Source organism: Streptomyces sp. NPDC001549, assembly GCF_042894025.1.
Classification (GTDB): Bacteria; Actinomycetota; Actinomycetes; order Streptomycetales; family Streptomycetaceae; genus Streptomyces; species Streptomyces kutzneri.
In genome coordinates this window covers 40,502-59,500 of record NZ_JBIAVJ010000017.1, presented here as the reverse complement: position 1 = coordinate 59,500, position 18,999 = coordinate 40,502, and the positions used below count along the sequence as shown (strand labels likewise).

The 18,999-nt window shown below is 73.1% G+C and carries 18 protein-coding genes; 6 read left to right on the top strand and 12 right to left on the bottom strand.

The genetic code is table 11. The annotated features are described in order from the left end of the window. Positions 1-125 precede the first annotated feature (125 nt). Positions 126-1,799, top strand: coding sequence for a glycosyl hydrolase (locus ACFY04_RS25720; RefSeq protein ID WP_389119955.1), 1,674 nt, complete (start codon positions 126-128; stop codon positions 1,797-1,799). Between the two features lie 5 nt (positions 1,800-1,804). On the opposite strand, the gene ACFY04_RS25715 is transcribed toward ACFY04_RS25720, so the two are convergent. The 9 genes from ACFY04_RS25715 to ACFY04_RS25675 all read right to left on the bottom strand — a co-directional run bounded on the left by ACFY04_RS25715 (position 1,805) and on the right by ACFY04_RS25675 (position 13,389). Then, complete coding sequence (locus ACFY04_RS25715; protein ID WP_389119952.1) at positions 1,805-2,947, bottom strand: GNAT family N-acetyltransferase; 1,143 nt, start codon at positions 2,945-2,947, stop codon at positions 1,805-1,807. Next, positions 2,944-3,834 carry a lipopolysaccharide biosynthesis protein gene (locus tag ACFY04_RS25710; RefSeq protein ID WP_389119949.1) on the bottom strand — a complete coding sequence of 297 codons (891 nt, stop codon included), beginning with the start codon at positions 3,832-3,834 and terminating at the stop codon, positions 2,944-2,946. The genes ACFY04_RS25715 and ACFY04_RS25710 overlap by 4 nt, the downstream gene beginning before the upstream one ends. A 71-nt stretch (positions 3,835-3,905) precedes the next feature. Next, complete coding sequence (locus ACFY04_RS25705; protein ID WP_389119948.1) at positions 3,906-5,174, bottom strand: glycosyltransferase; 1,269 nt, start codon at positions 5,172-5,174, stop codon at positions 3,906-3,908. Beyond that, the gene (locus ACFY04_RS25700) at positions 5,171-5,947 is read right to left on the bottom strand and encodes a polysaccharide deacetylase family protein (protein ID WP_389119945.1); all 777 of its coding nucleotides are present in this window, start codon (positions 5,945-5,947) and stop codon (positions 5,171-5,173) included. Before ACFY04_RS25700 ends, ACFY04_RS25705 begins: the two co-directional genes overlap by 4 nt. After that, a complete protein-coding gene (gene murJ / locus ACFY04_RS25695) occupies positions 5,937-7,937 on the bottom strand; it encodes a murein biosynthesis integral membrane protein MurJ (RefSeq protein ID WP_389119943.1) in 2,001 nt (666 codons plus the stop codon). Before murJ ends, ACFY04_RS25700 begins: the two co-directional genes overlap by 11 nt. 137 nt (positions 7,938-8,074) lie before the next feature. After that, positions 8,075-9,493 carry an O-antigen ligase family protein gene (locus ACFY04_RS25690; protein WP_389119940.1) on the bottom strand — a complete coding sequence of 473 codons (1,419 nt, stop codon included), beginning with the start codon at positions 9,491-9,493 and terminating at the stop codon, positions 8,075-8,077. Beyond that, positions 9,493-11,013, bottom strand: coding sequence for an exopolysaccharide biosynthesis polyprenyl glycosylphosphotransferase (locus ACFY04_RS25685; protein ID WP_389119938.1), 1,521 nt, complete (start codon positions 11,011-11,013; stop codon positions 9,493-9,495). The genes ACFY04_RS25690 and ACFY04_RS25685 overlap by 1 nt, the downstream gene beginning before the upstream one ends. Then, positions 11,010-12,206, bottom strand: a complete 1,197-nt coding sequence (locus tag ACFY04_RS25680; RefSeq protein WP_389119936.1) for a glycosyltransferase — start codon at positions 12,204-12,206, stop codon at positions 11,010-11,012. The genes ACFY04_RS25685 and ACFY04_RS25680 overlap by 4 nt, the downstream gene beginning before the upstream one ends. A 19-nt stretch (positions 12,207-12,225) precedes the next feature. Then, complete coding sequence (locus tag ACFY04_RS25675) at positions 12,226-13,389, bottom strand: DUF3344 domain-containing protein (protein ID WP_389119934.1); 1,164 nt, start codon at positions 13,387-13,389, stop codon at positions 12,226-12,228. A 363-nt stretch (positions 13,390-13,752) separates the two neighbouring features. Here ACFY04_RS25675 and ACFY04_RS25670 point away from each other — a divergent pair, with 363 nt between their 5' ends. The 4 genes from ACFY04_RS25670 (at position 13,753) to ACFY04_RS25655 (ending at position 16,420) form a co-directional block, all read left to right on the top strand. Next, positions 13,753-14,163: a rodlin gene (locus ACFY04_RS25670; RefSeq protein WP_030011310.1), complete on the top strand. Its 411-nt coding sequence runs from the start codon at positions 13,753-13,755 to the stop codon at positions 14,161-14,163. Between the two features lie 251 nt (positions 14,164-14,414). Then, on the top strand, positions 14,415-14,648 hold the full coding sequence (locus ACFY04_RS25665; protein ID WP_314250595.1) for a chaplin: 234 nt from the start codon (positions 14,415-14,417) through the stop codon (positions 14,646-14,648). Between the two features lie 121 nt (positions 14,649-14,769). After that, a complete protein-coding gene (locus ACFY04_RS25660; RefSeq protein WP_389119931.1) occupies positions 14,770-15,879 on the top strand; it encodes a chaplin in 1,110 nt (369 codons plus the stop codon). A gap of 193 nt (positions 15,880-16,072) precedes the next feature. Continuing rightward, positions 16,073-16,420 carry a hypothetical protein gene (locus ACFY04_RS25655; protein WP_373042054.1) on the top strand — a complete coding sequence of 116 codons (348 nt, stop codon included), beginning with the start codon at positions 16,073-16,075 and terminating at the stop codon, positions 16,418-16,420. Between the two features lie 84 nt (positions 16,421-16,504). Here ACFY04_RS25655 and ACFY04_RS25650 read toward each other — a convergent pair whose 3' ends face one another. Both ACFY04_RS25650 and ACFY04_RS25645 read right to left on the bottom strand, forming a co-directional pair. Further along, entirely contained in the window at positions 16,505-16,744 is a 240-nt protein-coding gene (locus ACFY04_RS25650; protein WP_389119928.1) for a chaplin, read from the bottom strand. Positions 16,745-16,898: 154 nt separating this feature from the next. Further along, positions 16,899-17,429, bottom strand: coding sequence for a hypothetical protein (locus ACFY04_RS25645; RefSeq protein ID WP_389119925.1), 531 nt, complete (start codon positions 17,427-17,429; stop codon positions 16,899-16,901). Between the two features lie 271 nt (positions 17,430-17,700). On the opposite strand from ACFY04_RS25645, the gene ACFY04_RS25640 reads away from it, so the two are divergent. After that, the gene (locus tag ACFY04_RS25640) at positions 17,701-18,111 is read left to right on the top strand and encodes a rodlin (RefSeq protein WP_389119923.1); all 411 of its coding nucleotides are present in this window, start codon (positions 17,701-17,703) and stop codon (positions 18,109-18,111) included. A 117-nt stretch (positions 18,112-18,228) separates the two neighbouring features. On the opposite strand, the gene ACFY04_RS25635 is transcribed toward ACFY04_RS25640, so the two are convergent. Further along, on the bottom strand, positions 18,229-18,870 hold the full coding sequence (locus ACFY04_RS25635; protein WP_389119921.1) for a vitamin K epoxide reductase family protein: 642 nt from the start codon (positions 18,868-18,870) through the stop codon (positions 18,229-18,231). Between the last annotated feature and the right edge of the window lie 129 nt (positions 18,871-18,999).

The following is an 18,999-nucleotide window of genomic DNA, read 5'->3' as shown; positions in this document are numbered from 1 at the left end:
GACCAAGCGGGGGTGGTGCGCACCTGCTAATGGCCTACGCGGCAGTCACCGGACAGGCCATTCGTCAGATCTGATGCCTAACGTCTTTGGTAAGCACACCGATTCAGGAAAGCTCGGGAGACGCCATGCCCAGACCACGCCGCCGACTGGCGAGCACCTGCATCGGTACGGTCACGGCCGGACTGCTGGCCACCGGGGCCGCGCTCGCGGCACCCGAGAAGGACCGGCCCGAGGGCCCGGACATCGCCATGGGCGCCTATCTCGACTACGGGCCGCCCGGGGTGGCCCGGATCCCGTACCTGTCGAGCTGGCTGGGCGGCAAGGAGATCCGGGTCGGTCACACCTATCTCCCCGGCGACAGGTGGGCCGGTATCGAGGGCAGGGTCTCGTTCCTGGAGGACTGGGCCGACTGGCGCATGGCCGAGGACGACCGGATGTTCGTCCTCAACGTGCCCATGCAGGAACGGAACGAGGGCCCGGTGCCCGACTACCAGGTGGCCCGGCTGATCAGGGCGGGCGCGGAGGGCCTGTTCGACCGGCACTTCCAGCGGCTCGCCGAGCGGCTGGTGGAGCTCGGCGTCCCGGACACGGTGATCGTGCTCGGCTGGGAGATGAACGGCGTCACGTACACCCACCGGTGCGCACCGGACCCGGAGAACTGGAAGCTGTACTGGCGGCGCATCGTCAAGACGATGCGCGCCGTACCCGGGCAGGAGTTCACGTTCGACTTCGCCCCGAACAGGGGTGCGGACGCGATCGGCTGGACGCAGTGCTACCCCGGCGACGACGTGGTCGACGTCATCGGAATGGATTCGTACGACCAGGGTCCCGGCCGGACCTTCGACGACCAGATCACCCAGCCGTACGGACTCCAGCAGCAGGTCGACTTCGCGAAAGCACACGGCAAGCCGATCTCCTACCCGGAGTGGGGGCTGTTCCGGCGCGGGGACAATCCGGAGTACGTGCGGCGCATGCTGAAGTGGATCGAGCAGCACAAGCCGCTCTACCACACCATCACCGACTACTGCCCGCACGGCGTGTGGCAGTGCAAGCAGAACCCGGAGTCCTCGAAGGCCTTCCGCGACGCGCTGACGCCCGAGCGGCCCGGCCCGGTGATCCCGACCCCGGTGGTGCCCACGCCCGTGGTGCCGACCCCGGTGGTCCCGACCCCCGTGGTGCCCACGCCGGTCGTGCCGACCCCGCAGGTCCCGACGCCGCAGGTGCCGACCCCCCAGGTGCCCACACCTCAGGTCCCGACGCCGGAGATCCCCACGCCCACGCCGGTGGTCCCGACGCCCGTGGCCCCGACGCCCCTGGTCCCCACACCCGTGGTCCCGACGCCCGAGGTCCCGAAGCCCACTCCGGTGGTCCCGAGCCCGCAGACCCCGCTGCCGGTCAGCCCGAGCCCGCTCGTCCCGGCGCCGGTCACCCCGAGCCCCGTCAGCCCGAGCCCGGTCGCCCCGAGCCCGCAGGTCCCGAGCCCGCAGGTCCCGCTGCCGGTCACGCCCAGCCCGCTCGTCCCGACACCCGGGGTCCCCGACCCCGATACCGATACCGACCCCGAGCCCTCCCCCCGGCCCTCGCCGGCGGTCCCGACGCCCCAGGTCCCGGCGCCCTCGCCGGTCACCCCGAGCCCGCTCACGCCGAAGCCCCTGCCGCAGCCCACGCCGCCGCCGGTCAACAGCAAGGCCTGGTGCGTGCCGCTCAACTTCGGCGAGTGGCTCTCCAAGCTGGTCGGCATGCAGTCGGTCTGCATCAAGCTGGACTTCGGCAAGGAATCCGGCTTCTGGCCCTTCTAGACGGGTCATCGCACCCGCAGTTCGTTGAGCCGCGCCCGCCAGTCCCTGGCGGCCGGCAGTGCCTCCCGCAGTACGTCCACCGCCCGCTCGCGCCCCGTCACCTGCGACTCGTGTACGCGCAGCAGGGGCGCGAGCGCCGCCGTGGCCAGCAGGAAACGCCGGTTGACGACCGTCTCGGGCCGCCAGTGGTTCTTGTACGGCTCGTTGCCGCGCAGGAAGCTCACCACCGGCCGGCCCTCGGCGAGCGCCCGCCCCGCCTCGTAGCGCAGCAGCAGCGTCGCCACGTCCACCTTCCGCGTCCGCAGGTCGGGGTCGGCCCCGTACAGGTAGCCGCCGCTGAGCCCGGCCGACAGCAGCGTGACGTTGGCCGCCACCACCTTGCCGTCCAGCCGGAACTCCGTCAGCCGGCTCTCCCCCGCCCGCACCATCCGCCGCGTGGCCCGGGTCAGGTGCTCGGCGAAGCGGGGCCGCAGGTGCTCGGGCGTCACCCCGCGGCCGCGCCACTGCTTCTCGTGCAGCCGCAGCAGGGTCCGTACGGCGCGCGGCACCTCCTGCTCGGTGACCTCGTGCTCCTCGATCCCGGCCGCGTCGGTCTTGCGCAGTTTGGCCCGCACCCGCTGGGCGCCGGAGGCCGGCATCCGCTTGACCAGTTCGTCGAACGGCAGCGTCGGCAGCTCCATGCACGTGGAGTCGGCAAGCACGCTGGAGACCCCGGGCCACTGCCGGTGCAGCTCCTCGGCGGCGGCCCCGGGACGTACCTCCCGCAGGTCCACGACGGCGCCGCGGGCGGCCCGGTGCAGCCCGCGGGCCAGCGCCGGGACGACCTGGTCGGCGTGCTCCGCGGCCACGAGCACGTCGAAGTAGTCGGTGATGGGGCCGCCGAGCGGCACCAGCAGGGGCATCGGCCGGTGTACGAGCATCAGCGCGGCCGCGCCGACCAGCTCCTCGCCCCGCCGGACGAGGACGATCCGGAGCCGGCCGTCCTTGCCGTACGACAGCCACCAGGAGTGGAGCCAGGCGTGGCTCTGGAAGGGGGTGGCGGTGGGGCAGCCGCGGAAGAGCCTGTTCCAGGACTCCTCCAGCGCGGCGAACTGCCGGGGGTCGCGGCACAGCGTCACCGACAGGGCCCCGGCGGAGCCCGACCTCATCGAACGGACTCCTTCTCCTTGGCCGAGACCGGCTCGCCCTGGGCGGGCAGCGAGGCGTACTCCTCGACCGGGGACGGGGCGGCGGCCTCCACCGGGGACTCGACCGGGGACTCGACCGGGGAGCCGGCCTCGGACCCGGCCGCGGACCCGGTCGCACTGTCCTCGGAACGCCGCGCCCGGCCCGGCCGGGCGAGCAGCCACAGTCCGCCCAGCAGCCCGCCGGCGCACATCCCGACGGCGCCGCTGATGGGGGCGGACGGGGAGGCGGGCTCGGACGGGGCGACCGCCTGGTTGAAGAGGAGCAGCTGGACACCAGTGTTCTTGGCGGCCTGATTGCTGCTCAGGGACAGCGCGTCGGCCACCGCGTTCGCGACGTCGGCGGCCTCGGCGGGGCTCTTCGAGGTACCCGTGACGGCGATCATCGGGGACTCGGGGGAGGTCTCGGCCCGTACCTGGGTACGCAGCTTCGCGGCGCTGATGCCGGCCCGCGGCTGGGCGTAGGCGAGGGTGGAACTGCTGGTCGCGATACGGGCGTAGGCCTGCGCGAAGCCCAGGGCGGTGGCCGGCTCGGTGGTGTCGTCGGGTACGGCGACGACATAGCTGGTGGCGGCGTACTCGGGGGCCTTGAGCACCCCGTACGCCCCGCCCGCGGCCAGCCCCAGCAGGGCGCAGGCGGGCAGCGGCCACCACAGGGGCGCCGACAGCTTCCGGCGGCGCGGCCTCCGCTCGGAGCGGTGGTCCGGCTTCCGCTCGGACCTGCTCTCGGACCTGCTCTCGGACCTGCTCTCGGACCTGCTCTCGGCCTTCTTCTCGGCCTTCTTCTCGGGGTTCTTCTCGGGGTTCTTCTCGGTGTTCTTCTCGGGGTTCTTCTCGGACGTGTCGGCCATGGACGTGCTCGCTTCCTGGGTGGAGGGGAGTTCTTCGGGTCCCGTCGGGACCCCTTCGGGCAGGGGAGGGATCAGCCGGTGCCGGTCGGCTCCGCCGGTCCGGGCCCGACCGGCTCGCGCCGGGCGCCGACGACGGCTGCGCCGCCGGCGCCGGGCGCCGGGTCGGCTGCGGCGCGGCCCCGGGCCGTCCCGGCGGCGCCCGGCGCGGCCGAGAGGGCGAGGTCGTACACGTCCAGCAGCTGCCGTGCGCTGCGGGCGATGTCGTAGCGGCGGACCACCGGCGGCGGGGGCAGCCGGCGCGCGCCCGCCTCCATGTGGCCCCGCAGCGCCGCGACCAGTTCCTCCGTGCCGGTGCCGATGCGCCGGGCCCCGGGGGCCTGCGCGGCGGGCAGGTCGTCGATGGCCGGGCAGGTCACGTGCAGGACGGGGAGTCCGGCGGCCAGGGCCTCCACGACGGCGAGCCCGAAGGCCTCCTCCCGCGACGGGGAGACGAACACGTCCATGGCGGCCAGCAGCGCCGGAATGCCCGGGGTGCGGCCGTCCGCGCTGTCGCCCAGCGGATCCCGCTCCCCCAGGAGGTGGATCCGGCTCTGCGCGCCGAGCTCGGCGGCCAGCCGGCGCAGCCCCGCCCGCTCCGGCCCGTCCCCGGCCAGCAGCAGATGCGCCCCCGGCAGCGCGGTCACGGCCCGCACCAGGACGTCGAACCGCTTGCCGGGGACCAGCCGGCCGACCCCGCCGACCACGAAGGCCCGCTCGGGCAGCCCGGTGCGGGCCCGGGTGGCGCGGCGGACGCCCTCGTCGAAGCGGAAGCGGACGGCTTCGATCCCGTTCGGTACGACGTGCACCCGCGCGGCCGGCACCCCCCACCCCTCCAGCCGGGCGGCCACGGTGTCGGAGACGGCCACGGTGGCCGCACCCAGGCGTTCACTGGCCAGATACAGCGTGCGTACCCCGCCCGAGAGCGGCCTGCCCTCGATCTCGCCCTCGCCGAGGGAGTGTTCGGTGGCCACGGTCGCCCCGGTGCCCGCGAGCCGGGCCGCGAGGCGCCCGTAGACACAGGCCCGGTACAGGTGCGTGTGCACGAGGTCGTACTGGCCGCGCCGGATGAACCGCACCAGCCGGGGCAGCGCCCCCAGGTCCCGGTTGCCCCGCATGCCCAGGTGGACGACCCGGACCCCGTCGGCGCGCAGCCCCTCGGCCACCGGCCCGGGGTTGGTCAGCGTCAGCACGTCACACTGCATCGGCATGTGGCGCAGCAGCAGCCGCAGTTGCTGTTCCGCGCCGCCGACGCCGAGCCCGGTGATGATGTGCAGTGCCTTGACCGACTGGAGCGTCTTCACCGCTGCACCCCGCGCCGCAGCTCGCGCACCTGGTGGCGGAGCTGCTTGATCCGCAGCCGGGCGCCGCCGTCGGCCTGGCTGACGTGCGTACGCGGCAGTGCGTGCGGGCCGGCGAGCCGTCCGGGGTCGATGGCGCACGCATAGCCGTAACCGGCGGCCCGGGTGGCGTCGACGACCCGGGCGTCGAGGTGCCCGTACGGGTAGCAGAACCCCTCGGGCAGGGTGCCGGTCAGCTCGCGCAGCAGGTCGCGGCTGCCCCGCAGTTCCTGCTGGAGCACGTCGTCGGCGGTCGCGGTGAGGTCCTGGTGGAGCAGTCCGTGCGAGCCGATCTCCTGTCCAGCGTCGGCGACTTCACGGATCCCCTCGGCGGTGAGCAGGGACTTGCGCGGGCCCAGCGGGTCCCACACGTTGTCCACACCGAGCCGCCCGGGCAGCACGAACAGGGTGGAGGTGCAGTCGTAGCGGCTCAGCAGCGGGAGCGCGTGGGTCAGGAAGTCGGTGTATCCGTCGTCGAAGGTCAGCCCGACCAGCCCGGCTCCGCGCCCGGCGGCGCGGGCCCGCAGCAGTTCGCCGACGGAGACCCCGCGCAGGCCGCGGGAGCGCAGCCACAGCAGCTGGGCCTCCAGAGCGAGCGGGGTGACGGTGATCCCGTACGGATCCTCCGCGGGGTCGGTGAACTCGGCGACCGAGTGGTACATCAGGACCCACGGCGAAGCGGTCCGGCGGGTGGGGACCACCACGGCGTCGGGGGCCGTGTCGGTGTCAGCGGACATTGCGGAACCTCTGCGTGAGCTGGGAGATCTGACCGGGCAGGGCGGTGACTTCGAGGGCGCGTATGGCCATGCCGGTGGCTCCGAACATGGCCGGGACCAGCAGGCAGCCGAGGGCGGCGCTGACCATCGGGTCGGGGATCATCGGGCCGGCGATCCAGCCGGTGGCGCCCGCGGCGACGGCGGCGACGGCGAGCCGGCCGATGCTGACGGCGACCCGGCGGACCTGGATGGCGATGATCCGGGAGCCGAGGCCGGTGAGCAGCAGGACGGCGGTGGTGGAGATGCCGGCGGCGTTGGCGGCGGCGATGCCGTAGATGCCCCACCAGCCGACGGCGAAGGCTCCGGCCACGACGTTGACGAGCAGTCCGGCACCCATCGCGAACGCCGGGAACCAGGTGGGCCGGGCGGTCGAGAAGAAGGGCCGGGACAGTGCGCCGACGAGGCAGTGGCCGAGGAGTCCGAGTCCGTAGACCCGCATGACGGAGGCGGTGGCGAGGGTGTCCGCGTGGGTGAAGGCGCCGCGTTCGAAGAGGACCTGGATGATCTGGGGCGCGTAGCCGATGACGAGTGCGGTGCCCATCAGGACGGCCAGCGAGGCCAGCGCGAGGTCCTGCTCCACCCGCCGCCGGGCCTTCTCCCGCTCTCCCCCGGCCATGGCCTGGGCGACGACGGGGAAGGTGACGGTGCAGATCATCAGCGAGAGCACCATCGGCATCTGCGCGACCTTCTGCGCGTAGTTGAGATGGGAGATCGCCCCGGACGGGAGCGAGGCGGCCAGGAACCTCTCGACGAGCACCTGGGACTGCCGGAAGACCGCGAAGAAGATCACGGGGGCGATGACCCCGAAGGCGATGAGGGTGGGGCGGTCCCGGTCGCGCTGGTTCCGCGGGGCGGCCTTCTTCGCGCGGGGCGGGCCGAAGCCCACGTTCCGGACGAAGGCGGGCAGTTGGACGAGCGCCATCAGGAGCCCGCCGACCGCGACGCCCGCGGCGGCGGCCCGGACGCCCCACAGGGCGTGCAGGGCCACCATCGTGCCGATGATGCCGACGTTGTACGAGACGTAGATCGCGGCGGGTGGCAGGAAGGACCTGTGCGCACGCAGGGCGGCGCTGAAGTATCCGGCGATGCCGAAGGAGAGCACGGTCAGCGCGGTGAGCCGGGTGCACTCGACGGCCAGTGCGGGGTCGGGGAGGCCGGGGGCGAGTACGGCGACGACGGCGGGCGCGGCCACGATGAGCACGGAGGCGACGGCGGCCAGCAACACGACGAGGCGCGGCAGGGTCGCCCCCACCAGGAGCCGTACGGGGTCCTGCGCGCGGGCCTCCCTGCGGGTGAGCCCGGCCCGGCTGGCGGCCCGGCGGGCCAGGGCGTGGCTGAAGGCGGGCACCATCAGCAGCGCCATGGCGTCCTCGATCAGCAGCGTCGAGGCCATCTCGGGCACGGTCCAGGCGATCAGGAAGGCGTCGCTGTCGTGCCCGGCCCCGAAGAGGTGCGCGATGGTCTGGTCGCGCACCAGTCCGAACACCGCCCCGGCGGCGGTCAGTCCGGCGGTGACGGCGGCGGCCTTGGCCAGGAACCGCCCGAGCGGCTGGCCCCCGCCGGAACCGCTCCCACCGGGGATGGCGGACTCGGGCCCTTGGCCCCCGGCGGGGGTGGTGGAGAGCTCGCCCGCGCGGCGGGCATGGCGGAGCCGGGCCCTCCCCCCGAGGGCGGCGGGCTCGGACAGCTCGCCCTCCGCCCGGGCCTCGGGGGCGTCGGCGGAGCCGCTCGCGGCCCGCGCCGCCACCCGCATGCTGTGCCGGCCCGGGGCTCCGCCCGGATATCCGGCGGAGCCGAACACCTCCCTGCGCGTACCCGGCGTACCGCCCGGGAGCCCCCCGGCGACGAACCCGGGGTCCGCCGGGACCGGCACGGCCGGTGCGGCCGCGGCGGCGAATCCCGGATCCCCGGCGGCCGGTGCGCCGTTCCCTACGGCGGGCCGCCCGGCCACGGGTACGTTCCGTGAACGGCCGGCGAAGCCGGGGTCCGTCGGGACACGCGTCGGACCGGGGGCCGGGGCCTCCGGGACACGGGCGTGGCCCGCCCCGGCCGGGGAGCCGGAGGCGGGCCGCCAAGGCGTGGTGTCCGTCACGGGCGAGCCGCAACCCCGGGGGCCTTACCCCGTGAACCCGCACCGGAGGCGAACCCGGAACCCGCAGCCGCCCCACGCAGTGGACCGGCAACCCCCCGGGAGGGAAGCGCCCACCAGGCCGCCAGGCCGATGATCACTCCGGTCAGCACCGTGGACGGCCCGCCGATGTCCGCGTAGAGGAAGTCGGTCAGCTGCCACACGAACAGCCCGATCGCGATCAGCCCGCAGTCCCGCGCGCCCGCGCCCGCGCCTCCGCCGGAGGCGAGCCGACGCAGCCCCGCGACCAGCAGGGCCGCCCAGCCGCCCGCGAGGGCGGCCAGCCCGATCAGGCCCTGCTCGCTCAGGATCAGCAGGTACATGTTGTGCGGGGAGAGCAGCGGCTGGCGCAGGTACGCCTGGCCGGCGCCGGCGGTGTCGCTGCCGGAGGACAGGCCCAGCGAGGCGTGCCCGTCCCGGTTGGCCGGGAAGCCCTTGAGCCCCACCCCCACCGCCGGCCGCTCGCGCCACATCGACTCGGCGGCGGCCCACATCGTGTAGCGGTCGGTCACCGACTGGTCGGGGGCGCTGGAAACCTGGGTGATGGACGTCAGCCGTTCGGCGACCATCTCCGAGCCGACCCCGAACCCGCCGACCAGGACCACCCCGGCGGCGGCGAGAGCGGCGACCACCTTCAGGGCCCGCCGGATCCCGGCCAGTGCCATCACCAGCACCGCCGCGCCGACGGTGGCGATCCACACGCCCCGGCTGAACGACAGCACCAGCGGCAGCACCAGCACCAGTGCCACGCCCCCGCCGATCCGCCGGACCCGCCGTGGCAGCCCGGGCGCCAGACCGGCCGCGGTGGCCACGATCAGCCCGTACGCCACCACGGTGGCCATGCCCATGACGTCACCGGGGCCGAAGGTGCCCACGGCGCGGACGTCCTGGCCCTGGTACGAGGCCCCGGTGTGGGTGGCGTACTGCACCACCCCCACCGCGCCCTGCACCAGCGCCAGGACCACGAAGCACCCGGCGGCCAGCCGGAACTCCGCGGCGTCGCGCACCAGCAGCACCACGGCCGCCGGCACCAGGACGAAGACCTGCAGGTAGCGCACGAAGCCGGGCAGGGCGGCGTACGGATCCCCCGCGGTCATCGTGGCGACCGCGAGGCCCACGGCCGGCGCCCCGAGCACGAGCACGCCCAGCGGGGTCAGCGCCCGTACCCGGCCGCGCAGCGCCTGCACCGCGCAGACGAAGACCAGCAGCAGCGAGGCGGCGTCGGCCGGGCCGACCTTCCCGGAAGCGGTGGCGTCCCCCGCCGGGAGCGGGGCGAGCAGGAACAGGACGGTGGCGGCGAGCGGCAGCAGCGGCCAGTGCCGGCGCAGCAGATCCGTCCCGTCCGGCCGGATCCACCGGCCCGGTACGGCGAGACTCATCAGCTGCCCCCCAGCCGGAAGCGGAAGAAGGAGGCCGCGGTGCGGGCGAGGATCCACAGGTCCTGCCAGAGCGACCAGGTGTCGATGTAGTGGTTGTCGAAGCGGGCCCGGTCCTCGATGGAGGTGTCCCCGCGCAGGCCGTTGATCTGGGCGAGGCCGGTGATGCCGACGGGCATCCGGTGCCGGGCCTCGTAGCCGGGGTGGACGGTGGAGAACTTGGCGACGAAGAAGGGCCGCTCGGGGCGGGGACCGACCAGGGCCATGTCACCGCGTACGACGTTCCACAGCTGCGGCAGCTCGTCCAGCGAGGACTTGCGCAGGAAGGACCCGACCGGGCTCATCCCGCGGTCTCCCGCCACCGTCCAGCGGGTGGCGGCCTCGTGCGCGTCGGCGCGCAGGGTACGGAACTTCAGCAGGGTGAAGGGGCGCCCGTACAGGCCGACGCGCTCCTGACGGAAGATCACCCCCGGCCCGTCCCAGACCCGTACGGCCAGCGCGCACACCCCCATGACGGGCGCGGCGGCGAGCAGCGCGATCAGGGCGAGGACGGTGTCGATGCCCCGCTTGGCCCAGCGTTCCAGCGGCCGGGCCGGGCGCGGCAGCAGCGGCTGCACGGCGTACCCCCAGAGCTGGTCGGCGGGTTGCGCCACCCGCATGCCGGTGACCTTGGCGGTGCCGGCCGGGTCGGCGAGCCACAGCCGGCAGCCGTGGTCGTGGAAGAGCCGGACCAGGGAGGCGGTGCGCTCGTCGGCCTCCGGGGGGCGGGTGAACACCGCGTGCCCGACGGAGTTCTGGATGACTGCGCGCCGGATGTCCTCGTGGGTGGCGAGCAGCGGCAGGGCGCCGCCGTCGCCCTCGGCGGGCGCCGCGGCGTCGGCGAGTCCGACCGGGCGCAGCCCGAATTCGGGGCGGCCGTGCAGGGCGGCGGCCACCGCGTTCGCCCCGGCGCCGGGTCCGACGACGAGGGCGGAGGCGGGTCGGCGTACGGCCGAGCGGCGCTTGAGCTGGTTGACGAGTCCGCGGCCCGCGCACGCCAGGACGACCTGCAGGCAGACGGCGGTGAGCAGCGCGCTCCAGCCCATGGCCCGGGCCGGGTCGGCGGCGGCCGTGACGGCGGCGACCGAGCACCACAGGACGGCGGACCGCCCGGCGAGCACGGGCAGTTCGAGGAGTGCGGAGGGGGCGAGCCGCGGCCGGTAGAGCCCGGCCTGCGCGTGCAGCGCGGCGAGCAGGACGGGGGCCGCGGACAGGACGGGCAGCGCCGTTGCGGGCAGGGTCGTCGCGGTGAGTACGGCGGCCAGCGCGTCGGCGGTGAGCAGTGGGAGCACTCGGCCGTGACGGCGGATGCGCCGGGGGTGTACGGCGGAGCGGGCCTGGTCGGCCCTGGGCCCGCGCGGGGGGTGGATGGCGGTCGCTGAACGGCGGGCCGCCGCGGGATGCGCGGGCGCGAGGGCGCCTCCGCCGGTGGGCCCCGTGCCGCCCTGCCCGGTGTGCCGGGCGGGTGCGCTGTCCATCGTCATCGGCTGATGCGCTCCTGGTTCAAGGGCCGGGGCCTGCCCAGCAGTTCGTGGTACAGGCAGGTGACCGCGTCCGTGGTCCGCCGCACGTCGAAGTCGGTCCGGGCGTGCTGCCGGGCCTGCTCCCCGAGTTCGGCGAGGAGCCGCGGCTCGGCGAGCAGCCGTCCCAGGGCCTCGGCCAGGGCCGTCGGGTCCTCCGGCGGCACCAGGCACAGGCGCCCCTGGCCCGGCGGCAGGCTCTCCCTGGCACCGCTGACGTCGGAGACCAGGACCGGGCGGCCACAGGCCATGGCTTCGAGCGGGGCGAGCGCCATGCCTTCCCACCGCGACGGCAGTACAACGAGATCGGCGGCCCGAAGCCACGGTCGGATGTCGGCGGCGGCGCCCGCGAAATACACGCTGGTGCCGGACAGCGCGGCGATGTGGCGCAGCCGTTCGGTGTCGGGGCCGTCCCCGACGAGGGCGAGACGGGCTCCGGGGACGGTGGCGAGCAGCTCCGGCCAGGCCCGCAGCAGGATGTCCTGCCCCTTCTGGAGGCAGATGCGGCCCACGCACACGGCGAGCGGCCCGTCGCCCGGAAAGCCTGCGGGCAGCGGCAGTTCGGCGCGGGCCCGGGCCCTGTCCCGGTCGGGGTCCGGTCCGCCGGGGCGGAAGTGGTCCAGGTCCACGCCGTTGCGGATCACCGACCATTGGGCGGTGATCCCTTCGGTCTCCCCCGCGCGGCGTTCGGCGTCGCTGACGCAGAGCACCCGGTCGGCCCAGCGGGCCCCGTACCGCTCCCAGCGCAGCGCGAGCGCGCCGGTGGCCCCGCCGACCGCGTCGAAGGACCAGGCGTGGGGCTGGAAGACGGTGGGCAGGCTCCCGCGCGCGGCGAGCCGGCCCACCAGGCCGGCCTTGGCGCTGTGGGCGTGCAGGAGATCGGGCCGCACCTGGTGGAGCACCTGCCGGGCGCCGATGATCTCGGCGGGCAGTCCGGGCCCGGGGGCCCGTCCGGCACGCCAGGTGAGCACCTCGGCCCCGGCGGCGCGGGCGGCGTCGCCGAGCATGCCGCCGGGTGGACACCCGACGACGGTGCGCATCCCTTCGGCGGTCTGTGCGCGGACGAGGTCGGTGACGACCCTGGCCACACCGCCGTCGACGGGTTGTACGAGGTGGAGGACGGTCGTGGGCTGTGCCGCCCGAGGCTGACTGGGCACGTGGAGTGGTCTCCTACGTTCAGCGGCGCGCGTCTGTCTGAACGAAGAGCACACCGAGGAAATGACCCTGACTTTCACCCGTGAACCTGAAGCTCAGACTGCGGGCACCACCGGACAGGGCGGGACTCAGGTCGAACACGTCCGCGTCATATCCGAGATTATTCATATGTTCGGGCTGTCGCACGAACGACTGATCACCGAATTCCGTGATCGTGGAATTCATAACATCATTAAAAGGATTTTCTCCATCGTTGAGACTCACCCGGCGACCACTGTCGGCCGTCACGGTGAGTGAATCTCCGAGGAGGCCCCGGTCCCCGTCGTACCCGACCACCCCGACCCGGCCCGCAGAGCCGGCCGGCGAGTCCAGGCCCTCGATCTCGACGGTTCCGTCACCGCCGCGGGCGGCGATCGACTCGAAGCCGTCCCACAGCGAGATCCGGCGCACCGGCTCCTGCGGGTGCTCGTAGGCCACGACCAGCGTCCAGCCGCCCCAGGCCCCCACGTCGGAGTGGCCCATCGCGATGTTGAGCTGGGCCACCGTCCACAGGCCGGCGCCGCCCTTGCGGACCAGCGGGGTCACGTCGGCGGAGGCCTGGTAGGCATCGCTGCCCGCGTCCGTGCGGTGGCCCATCACCGTGTCGGCGAGGACCTCCTTGTACGCGCCGCCGGGCTCGGCGACCAGCACCCGGCCGTTGTCCTCCGGCGGCTTCTGCTCGCCCACCCGCAGGTTCCCGCCCCAGTAGAGACGGGCGTACGAGACCTTCGCGCCCTGCGGGACCTTGAGCTCGGCGCGGGTGGAGTTGTAGGTGTCCGGGTCCTTGTCGACCTCGCTGTAGAACATCTCGAAGTCGCTGTTGACCCCGGCCGCGCCCTTCTTGACCTCGGCGCACGGCTCGGCCTGCGGGGACTGCTCCTTGCGGCAGCTGATGCCGGAGTTGGAGGCGCGCACCAGCCCGCCGTGCTGCACGGACTGGTAACGCTGGGTGAACGGGATCCGGGGCAGCTCCTTGGGAGCGGGAGCCGCAGCACCCGCCATCTGGGCGTTCACGGAAAGGGTGAGGCAGGACAGCAGACCGAGCGTGCCGAGGATTCTGCGGGAGGAACCCATGACCCTGTCTCCATTTTCAATCAAGGGGACAAAACAGGAGTGAACCTTGGCAGAAATCGGGCTGGAAATCACGCCGGACTCGCTCGTACGGCCTTTTGGGCGATAGCACGCACCCTCGCAACGGGCGGGTCGTTATGGGTTGCACCATCGTTCGAGCCGAAAGGAAATGGGGAGATGAAGACCGGCGGGTCTCCCGGCGCCCTGAGCGGCGGCCCGTTCCAGGCGCCCGTCGGCGTCCCGGTGGACGCCCGCGGCCCCAGGCGAACATGGCCGCCCTGCCGAACCCCACGTTCGGCACCACCCGCAGCAGCGCCTGATCGTCAACCGTGCTGCCCGAAACGCCCGCATCCGAGTGAAGCCACGCAACCCGAGCCGGGGCCGCGGCGTTGTTCCGGGTGCTCCACTACCGGGCAATCCTGCAAAAAAGGGACGACAATGATCAAGAAGATGATGGCCTCGGCCGCGGTTGCCGCCTCGGTCGTGGGCATCGGTGCCGCCATGGCGCCGCAGGCGATGGCCATCGGGAACGACAACGGCGTCAACACCGTCCAGGGCAACGGCGCCGCGCAGATCTACGGCAACCAGGCCACCTACGGCAACATGAGCCCGCAGATGGCGCTGATCCAGGGCTCCTTCAACAAGCCCTGCATCGCCCTGCCCGCGAAGGCCAACGTGCAGTCCGTGCTGGCCCTGATCAACGTCGGCGTCCAGGACATCCCCGTCCTGTCCAGCCCGCAGAACCAGCAGTGCACCGAGAACTCCACCCAGGCCAAGGGCGACGAGGCCCTCTCGCACATCCTGGACAACATCCCGGTCCTCTCCGGCAACGTCTCGAACGGCAGCTGACCGAGGCCCGCGCCAGCGAGGCCGTCGCACCCACCGGGTCGCGGCGGCCTCGCCGCATGTAGGGCCGGGACGCTCCCGGCCCCGGAATTTTCGATATAAATCCGCCGGCACCAGGAATTCGATCCGGACATCGGACCGGGCATCGGGGTGAATTACCGGCGGACGGCCGAAAATGTGCGGTTTCTTTTTCCCGGACCGCTCGTTGTTATTTCTGCAGTGGACACGCCTCTGCGGGAAGGAAAGAAATCAAAATGACGTACAAGAAGGCAGTGGTGCTGGCCGCCGGCGCTCTCATGCTCGCCGGTGCCGCCTCCCCCGCCATGGCCGACGCGGCCGCCGACGGCAAGGCCGTGGGGTCCCCCGGCGTCCTGTCCGGCAACCTGGCCCAGGTGCCGGTGCACGTCCCGGTCAACGTCTGCGGCAACACCGTGAACATCATCGCGCTGCTGAACCCGGCGTTCGGCAACACCTGCGTCAACGCCTGACGAAGCGCTTGTGCCCGCAAGGGCAAGCCTCCTCGGGGTGGCCTCGGAGTGCACGGCGGTGCACTCCGAGGCCACCTCCGATTCCACACCGGCCGTGGCGCCGGTAGACAGGGAAGGACCCATGCGACAGGTACTGAGCCGACAGGTACTGGGCAAGGGGATGCTCACGGCGGCAGCCGCGTCGAGTCTGCTGTCGATCGCGACCGGCGCGGCCTACGCGCACCCCGGATCGAGCGCCGAGGCCTCGCATTCACCGGGCGTGCTGGCCGGCAACAGCGTCTCGGTACCGATCACCTTCGCACCGAACGTGTGCGGCAACAGCGTGGACGGCGGTGCGGCGCTCAACCCTGCGATGGGGAACACGTGCGTCACCGGCACCGGCTCGCACACGGACGACGGCTACGACTACGGGCGCCACCTCAGCCCCGAGCACGCCGAGGCCTTCGAGCGCTACCTCGACGAGCGCGAGGGCCGGCACGCGGTGCCGGAGCAGCGCCACGGGTCGCCGCGCCACGCGGGCGGGTACGAGCAGCCCCACCAGGAGCAGGCCCGGCACGAGCAGCCCCGGCAGGACGGGCCCCGGCACGCGAAGCCGCGCCAGGAGGAGCCGCGCCACGAGGGCGGCTACGGCGGCCCGGGTGAGCAGCAGGGCAAGGAGGAGTGCGACGACCACCCCGAGTCGACGCCGCCGCCCCCGCCGGCGCACCACGCTCCCCCCGCGCCCGAGCGGCCGCACCCCAAGCCGGAACCGGTGGAGGAGCATCCGGCCCCGCTGCCCACCCCGGAACCGGTCCAGGAGGCGCCCGCGCCGATGCCGGAGGCTCCGCCGGCACCCCCCGCGCCGCAGCCTCCGGCCGAGGAGGCCCCGCACACGCTCCCCGCCCCGGCGCCGGCCGAGGAGGCTCCGCACACGCTCCCCGCCCCGGAGCCCGTCCCGGCGCCGGCCGAGGAGGCTCCGCACACGCTGCCGGCCCCCGCACCGGGACCTGCTCCCGTGGTGGAGGAGGGGCCTGCACCCGGGCCGCCGCACGGCAGCCTGCCCGTGGAGCACCCGGCCCCGGCCCCCGCGCCCGTACAGCCGTCGGCTCCGGCTCCGGCTCCGGCTCCGGCGTACGTGACCGGGCCCGTACTGGCCGAGACCGGCGCGGGTCAGCCCGCGGCCGCGGCGGCCCTCGCCAGCGCCCTGATCCTGGGCGGCGCCATTCTGTACCGGCGGTCGCGCGTCTCCTGACCGGCAACACCGGTAATCGGAATAAATATCGGCCGGAGAATCCTCGTTGGATTCTCCGGCCGCTGTCGCGCCCCCGTCCCTTAACCGCGTGCGCGTTCGCGTTTCCGCAGCGATGGGGAATCGTTACCCAGGGCGAAAGCGGCGCGACGGTCGCCGCTGACGCCTCTGTCCACGAAAGAAGAGGATTTCGATAATGAAGCTCACGAAGGTCGCCGCTGTCGTCGTCGGCTCCGTCGCCGCCCTCGGCGCCTCCGCCACCGCCTTCGCCGCCGAGCCCGCGGCCGCGATGCCCCCCATGAGCCTGACCGGCGGGGTGACCGAGACGCTGAACGCCGTCGGGCCCGTCTCCGAGTCCCTTCCGCAGACCGTGGGCAACGGGCTGGCCGAGCAGGGCGACACCGTCAACAAGGTCGTGGGTACCGCACAGAAGGTCAACAAGGTCCGCAACGACGTGCCCGGCACCGTGCTCGGCCTCGCGAACGGCGCCACCCAGGCGTCCCCCATGCTCGGCGGCGTGAAGCTCAACGGCGGCCAGGGCTGAACCGTCCCGGCTGACCACCCGCCGACACGACTGTGGGCGCCACCGGCAAGGCCGGGGCGCCCACAGTCGGTTGTCCGGCAGACGTCAGTGGTTGATGCAGACATTGCCGAACGCGGGGTTCAGCAGGCCGACGATGTTCACGGAGTTGCCGCAGACGTTGATCGGGATGTGCAGCGGCACCTGGGCCAGGTTGCCGGACAGGACGCCGGGAGAACCCACGGCCGCGCCTTCGGCCGACGAGTCGGCGGCGGCGGAGCCGGCGGCACCGGCCGCAGCGAGACCAGCGGTGGCCAGGACCAGGGCGGCCTTCTTGGCAGAGTTCATGGGAAGTGCACCTTCTGTTCGATGTTCTGCCCCGAACCGGGGCTCACATCGAGCGAAACGGTCCAGCATCCCAGACGACACGGTCACGCGCACGATGAGACCTGTTCGGCTCAATTGTCGTAACCATCGGACGGGTTACCGGTCGGCGCCGCCCCTACGGGAGGGCCGGAATCGCCGGGAGAGCGGGAATCGCGGGGGTGACCGGGACCGCCGGGACCGCCGGGACCGCGGGCAGGGCGGGCACCGCGGGCAGGGCGTCCACCGGGGGAACCGCGGGCAGGGCGTCCACCGGGGGAACCAGCCCGTCGACCGGCGGGAGCTCCGCCGGCGGCAGCAGGGGGATGAGGCCGGACAGGCCGGGAAGCTCGGGGAGCGTGATGTCCGGCAGCTTCGGCAGTTCGATCGGCGGCAGCTTCACCCCGTCGGGCAGCAGACCTCCGACCGTCGCGAGAAGCCCCTCAAGGGTCTTGGTGAGGCTCGCCAGAAGGTCGTCGATGGGACCGGCGGCCGCCGCGCGCCGCTCGATCTTCTCGACCTGCTGCTGGACGGAGGCCACACGATCGGTGAGGGCCGCGGAGCCGTCACCCTCCGCGGCGCCCGCGGGGGCAGCCGCGCCGGACAGTATGACGACGGCGAGGGCCGACGGGACGAGGAGGCGGGCGCGGGACGGCTTCGTGCGGTGCATGGATGTTCCTTCGCGGTGGGGACACGAAAGTGGACCTGAACGGTCCGCTTCCTCACCCACCGTGCGAACACCTCGCACGGAGCGCAACCGGAGCCCCGGCGGGTACTGGCTGCGTACGGGCTTCGCGCAGGCGTCCGGAGGGCACTCACCCGGGCCGGGGAAAACCTCGACACGCGCAGGCCGTTTGAGTGAAGCAGCGGAACCAACCGCCTGGTCGGGCAGTTGACCAGGGCGCTCCATCAGCGGGCACTCGTGCGACAGAAGGATCAAGATGTTCAAGAAGTTCATGACCGCCGCCGCGGTCTCCGCCGTTGCGATCGGCGCGGGCGCTGCCGCCGCGGCCCCGGCCATGGCCATCGGCAACGACAACGGGGTCAACACCGTCAACGGCAACGGTGCCCAGCAGATCTACGGCAACCAGAAGACCCACGGCGACATGAGCCCGCAGCTCAGCCTGGTCCAGGGCACCCTCAACAAGCCCTGCATCGGCCTGCCGGCGAAGCTCAACGCCCAGTCGCTGATCGCCGCGCTCAACATCGGCGTCCAGGACATCAACGTCCTGTCCAACCCGCAGAACCAGCAGTGCACCGAGAACTCCACCCAGGCCAAGGGCGACGAGCCGCTCTCGCACATCCTGGACAACATCCCGGTCCTGTCGGGCAACCTCTCGAACGGCAGCTGATCTCCGGCTGCTCCGCCCTTCGGGTGATCGCGGGCCGCTGAGCCTGTGGAGTGAAGGACGAGGGCCCCGGCGGCGTCCAGCCGCCGGGGCCCTCTTCGCGTTCCGCGCCACCGGCGGTCAGCCGGTCCAGAAGTCCCACCAGCGGGTGAGGACGAGCATGCCGATCACTCCGATGTGCAGGGCGGGCGGGGCCCAGCCGAATTCGGTGAAGAAGCCCCGCAGCGGGCCGGGGGCGGGCAGGGCGCGCGTACGGACGTTGTGCGCGGTGACCGCCCAGAACATCAGCAGGGTCGCGACCCAGGCCAGGCAGCACCACAGGCAGAGCGCGTTGATCTCGTAGAGCGACTGGACCATCAGCCAGCTGCAGAAGCCGACGCCGAAGAGCGTGCCGGCGTTCAGTCCGAGCCAGAACCAGCCGCGGTAGCGGGCGCCGGCCAGCAGCCCCACGCCGACGCAGACCACGACGGCGTACGAGACGAGCCCCAGCATCGGATTGGGGAAGCCGAAGGCCGCCGCCTGCTCGCTCGCCATCACGCTGCCGCAGGAGACGACCGGGTTGAGACTGCACGCGGGCTTGAAGTCCGGGTCCTCCAGCAGGAGGAACTTGTCGAGGGTGATCACCCACGAGGCCAGCAGCCCGGCCGCCCCGGTGACGGCCAGCAGCCAGGCCAACCCCCTCGGCGCGGCGCTCTGTTCGCCCTCGTGTCCGCTGCGGGGCCGAGCCTGCTGACGCGGGAGGCCCACTGTATTCGTTGCCATGTGGCCCATAGTCCCGCGCTTCCCCTCAGATCGGGCCCAACCGTGCGCATCCGTACGCAAGTTGACCTGAAGGTGTGGCGGGAACCTCCGATGCTTCCCGGACGTTTTACCGAACCCCGGACGTGATGT